The organism is Candidatus Neomicrothrix sp. (assembly GCF_035329545.1).
Taxonomy (GTDB): Bacteria; Actinomycetota; Acidimicrobiia; order Acidimicrobiales; family Microtrichaceae; genus Microthrix; species Microthrix subdominans.
Genome location: NZ_DAOLGP010000077.1, coordinates 1 through 3,619 on the forward strand (window position 1 = coordinate 1; position 3,619 = coordinate 3,619).

Here is a 3,619-nt window from a genome sequence, read left to right on the forward strand (position 1 = left end):
CCTCCAGCACCCGCCGGATCGGTCGGTGTCGGTGTTGTTGTTGTTGTTGTGTTGTTGTGGAGCTGGGGAGAACTGAGGCGCCGGTTGAAGTAGCAACCCAGGTAGCAACCTGGTTTCGTCGCTACCAGATCACCGAGTTCGCGGTCATCGACGGGACCTTGCCGTCCGACGTCACGATGCTGAGGTCGTGCACCTCGGCGGTAGCCACGAGGATCCGGTCACCCGGGTCGGCATTGTCATCGCGTGGCACGGAATGAACACGTTCGCTCACGGCCAGGTCCACCGGTACGACCTCGAAAGGCGAGGCGTCCTCTCGGAGGACCGCGAGGATGGCGTCGGCGTCCTCACTGGTCAACGGATTCCGTGGTTTCTCGACCGCGTAGGCGATCTCTACCATGGCGAAGCTGCTCACGCCGATCTTCACACCTGCGTCGGTCTCGGCGTTGAGCGCTTCGATAGCCCTGCTGGTGAGTCGGCCTGGTCCGGTCACGTACCAAATGAGGATCTGGGTATCGGCGAGAAGGCGGAGCGGCAACGGTCAGATGGCCAGGTCGTCGCCGATATCCGAACCCATCTCGCCGCGAAGCTGACGTAGATCCTCATCGCTGAACGCGGCACCCGACGGTGACTGGGCCACCCCCAGCATCCGCCGCGGCCGAACGCTTGATCGCGCGACCACGACCACCCGGTCGCCGGGGTGGGCCCCGATCTTGTCCAGCTCATCAGCTGGGACCACCAAGCCGTGCTCGGTGACCAGCACCTCGAGCGTCGCTTCGCCTGACATGGGTCGATGCTATCCCCGGCGTCGTACGTGACCCCCGAACGTTGCTCAACGACATCGAGGTCACCGACCGTGGCGAGTGACTGGCAGTCCTGGAAAGTGACGGCTCGTTCCTCGAGGGCTTCGCCATCGAGGTGCTCGACATGCGGCCAGGAGCCTTCTTTGCGCTCCCCGAGGTGCGCCTTGGAACGTGCACACCATCTGTGGGGCCTATCTGTGAGCGTGCATCCCTCCCGTGGCGCGGAACTCCCTTGCTGAGCTGTTGTGCCTGGGCGCGTCGAGTGCGCCGATCCGATCGCGGTTGCGTTCACAGCGTGCGGTTGGCTCGGCTGTGCTCAGGTGCAGAGCGTGGCGTTGAGGTCGGTTGACCGGACGCCGACGGGCGGAGTCCACCGAGGAGGTCAGCCGGTGTAGTTCGGCGATGACGGCCTCGGGGTTGCGGGCGGAGCGGTCGAGGAGTCGTCGTTCGGCGAGGTGGTCGGCGACGGCGGCGTGGTCGAGGTGGTGGTTTCCCTGGTGGCCGAGATCGGCTCGTAGGTGACATCACCGCAGGACGCGTTCACGTGGATCGTCTCACCCGGCGCCAGCGGCGCGAACTCGAGTTGCCAGTCACCGAGCTCGTCGAGCCCAACGTCGAACGCGCTCTCCCCGTTGAGTCGATCGATCACGACCGTGGCCACGGTTCCGGGCGGGCAGTCGGTGCCGTACACCCGACCGGGCTCGTCGTTGGGTCGCCAGAAGAGCCCGCCACTTCGCGTGAACGAGAGTGTCGGCGCGTCGACGTCGAGCAGGATCGTGGCCAAGGGGGCTCCTTCGCACTCTGCGACGATCCAGAGGTCGTGGGTCCGATCAGGGGTGAAGGTGGCCGTCCACAAGTCGCCGTTCGGGGTCGCCTCGATCTCGTAGAGCGCCGGCATCCCCGTATTGATGCCCCTCCCGTGCAGCCGCGGTTCGGTTGCGCAGTTCCCGACGGTGATCAACACCTCCGATCCCTGAGCCACTGGGTTCGGGGTGACGGTGATGGTCGGTGGAGGCGGCTCGGTGACGGCATCGGCAGCGGGGCCGAAGGACCCCAGCGTCACGGACACGAGCGTGCCGACCCCGATCGCTGCGCCCGCCAGTCGTGCCCTCGCCGTGTCGTTCCTCATCCCGTGGACGTTACGAGAGAGAGATCGCCACTGCGTTGGCCGGTCAACGTGTCCGGTCGCTGTCGGTGACGTCGCTCGCCATGCATCGAACAAGGGAGTGGTTGAGGGAGCAGTCCGAGGAGGTCCGGGACCCTCGACCGGGTGAGCAGACGAAGGGGACTGCCGCTGGTGAAGCAGCCACAGTCTTCTCGGCTCAGCCAGTTGGAAGGTGGCGGACCAACTCGGGCACCGACACGGCCGCAATCTCCCAGACCTGGTCGAGGTCGATGCGGTGGTAATGGTGGGCGAGCAGGATCCGCAGTGCGCCGATGTCACGCCAGGCAACCTCGCTGTGCGCCGCCTTGAAGCTGTCAGATAGCGAGTTGCTGGCCTCGCCGATGATCTCGAGCAGCCTCTCGGCCGCCCTCACGTGGAGCACGCTGACCGAGAACTCATCGCGCCCGACGTCGACCACGGCCGCCAGTTCGCCGGCGGCCTCGAGGATGTCGGCGATCCGCTCGTCGTCGGTCCGACTCAAAGAAGGACGGCCTCGCGACGGATGTGGTCGTCCCGCTCCTTGAGGCCACCAGCGGACACCACGTCAACTGGAACACCGAGTAGGGCCTCGAGCTCCTCGCTGATGTGCAACAGGTCGAAGAGCGAACTGCCTGGTTCGAACTCCACCAGGAAGTCGATGTCACTGGCGGGAGACTCGTCCCCTCGGGCGACCGACCCGAAGACCGATACGGAGCGCCCGCGGTGGCGGTGCACGATGGCACAGATCTCGTCCCGCTTCGCCTCGACGAGATCCCGACGCTGACCCATGGCGGAAGGCTACCGCCGACCCATGTGCACCTTCGGCGCACATGCCACCAAGCCGGCGATCAGGGATGGGTCGGGAGCGGGTCACATCTCGCCGACGAGAACTGGGCCGGCTGGTTCGTAGGTCGCGAGGATGGCCCCGAGATCCGTCACGACAAGGTCGACGGGACGCAACGTTGTTGGCGTGATGCCGGCGTTGAACAGGCGACGACCGGAGCCGAGCACCAGCGGAAAGGTCATCAGACGGAAGCGGTCAACGAGCTCGTGTCGCAAGAGCGTCTGGAGCAGTTGGCCGCTTCCCCAGATCTGAAGCTCATCGCCGGGTTGGTCCTTCAGCGCCTGCACCGCAGCGATGACATCGCCGGCGACGAGGCAAGCGGTGTCAGGGTGCTCGCCGCGCCACGTGACCTCGGCCTCGCTGAGCGAGTTGGACACGACGTACTTGGGTAGCGAGTTGATCGCTGTGGCGATTGGATTGGCCGGGTCGGTCTGGTCAGGCCAGTAGCCGCGGAAGATGTCGAACGTTCGGCGACCAAACACGAAGGCGCTGGCGTGTCTGTTCAGCTCGGTGACGAACTCGCCAATCGCTGGGTCGGGGAACGGGGCCTGCCAGCCTCCATGGGCGAAAGCATCGCTGGGGTCCTCCTCTGGACCCCCGGGAGCTTGCATCACGCCGTCGAGGGTCAGGAACGTCTGAACGGTGAGCTCCATGACATGCAAACGTAGAGGTACGGCCATCACCATGTGCGCTGCTAATCGTCGCAGCCACGTCAATGGGTTTGCCGCCTCCAGATGCCGGACGGCGACGATCGCGAATGCCACCCTCCGTGCCCTCCATGTGTTGTTACACGGGTGATCCAGCCGGGTCTGGGCTCGGGTCATCAAAGCA

At 65.5% G+C, this 3,619-nt stretch carries 6 protein-coding genes; all 6 read right to left on the reverse strand.

The window, feature by feature from the left end; all coding sequences use genetic code 11:
• Positions 1–121: 121 nt before the first annotated feature.
• The 6 genes from PKD89_RS19685 to PKD89_RS19710 all read right to left on the reverse strand — a co-directional run bounded on the left by PKD89_RS19685 (position 122) and on the right by PKD89_RS19710 (position 3,441).
• Positions 122–535 carry a type II toxin-antitoxin system VapC family toxin gene (locus PKD89_RS19685; protein ID WP_324332903.1) on the reverse strand — a complete coding sequence of 138 codons (414 nt, stop codon included), beginning with the start codon at positions 533–535 and terminating at the stop codon, positions 122–124.
• A 3-nt stretch (positions 536–538) separates the two neighbouring features.
• Entirely contained in the window at positions 539–784 is a 246-nt protein-coding gene (locus PKD89_RS19690) for a hypothetical protein (protein ID WP_324332904.1), read from the reverse strand.
• Positions 785–1,182: 398 nt separating this feature from the next.
• Positions 1,183–1,929, reverse strand: a complete 747-nt coding sequence (locus tag PKD89_RS19695) for a hypothetical protein (protein WP_324332905.1) — start codon at positions 1,927–1,929, stop codon at positions 1,183–1,185.
• A 193-nt stretch (positions 1,930–2,122) separates the two neighbouring features.
• Positions 2,123–2,446: a HepT-like ribonuclease domain-containing protein gene (locus PKD89_RS19700; RefSeq protein WP_324332906.1), complete on the reverse strand. Its 324-nt coding sequence runs from the start codon at positions 2,444–2,446 to the stop codon at positions 2,123–2,125.
• Positions 2,443–2,733 carry a nucleotidyltransferase family protein gene (locus PKD89_RS19705; RefSeq protein ID WP_324332907.1) on the reverse strand — a complete coding sequence of 97 codons (291 nt, stop codon included), beginning with the start codon at positions 2,731–2,733 and terminating at the stop codon, positions 2,443–2,445. The genes PKD89_RS19700 and PKD89_RS19705 overlap by 4 nt, the downstream gene beginning before the upstream one ends.
• An 81-nt stretch (positions 2,734–2,814) precedes the next feature.
• A complete protein-coding gene (locus PKD89_RS19710; RefSeq protein WP_324332908.1) occupies positions 2,815–3,441 on the reverse strand; it encodes a dihydrofolate reductase family protein in 627 nt (208 codons plus the stop codon).
• Positions 3,442–3,619 lie beyond the last annotated feature (178 nt).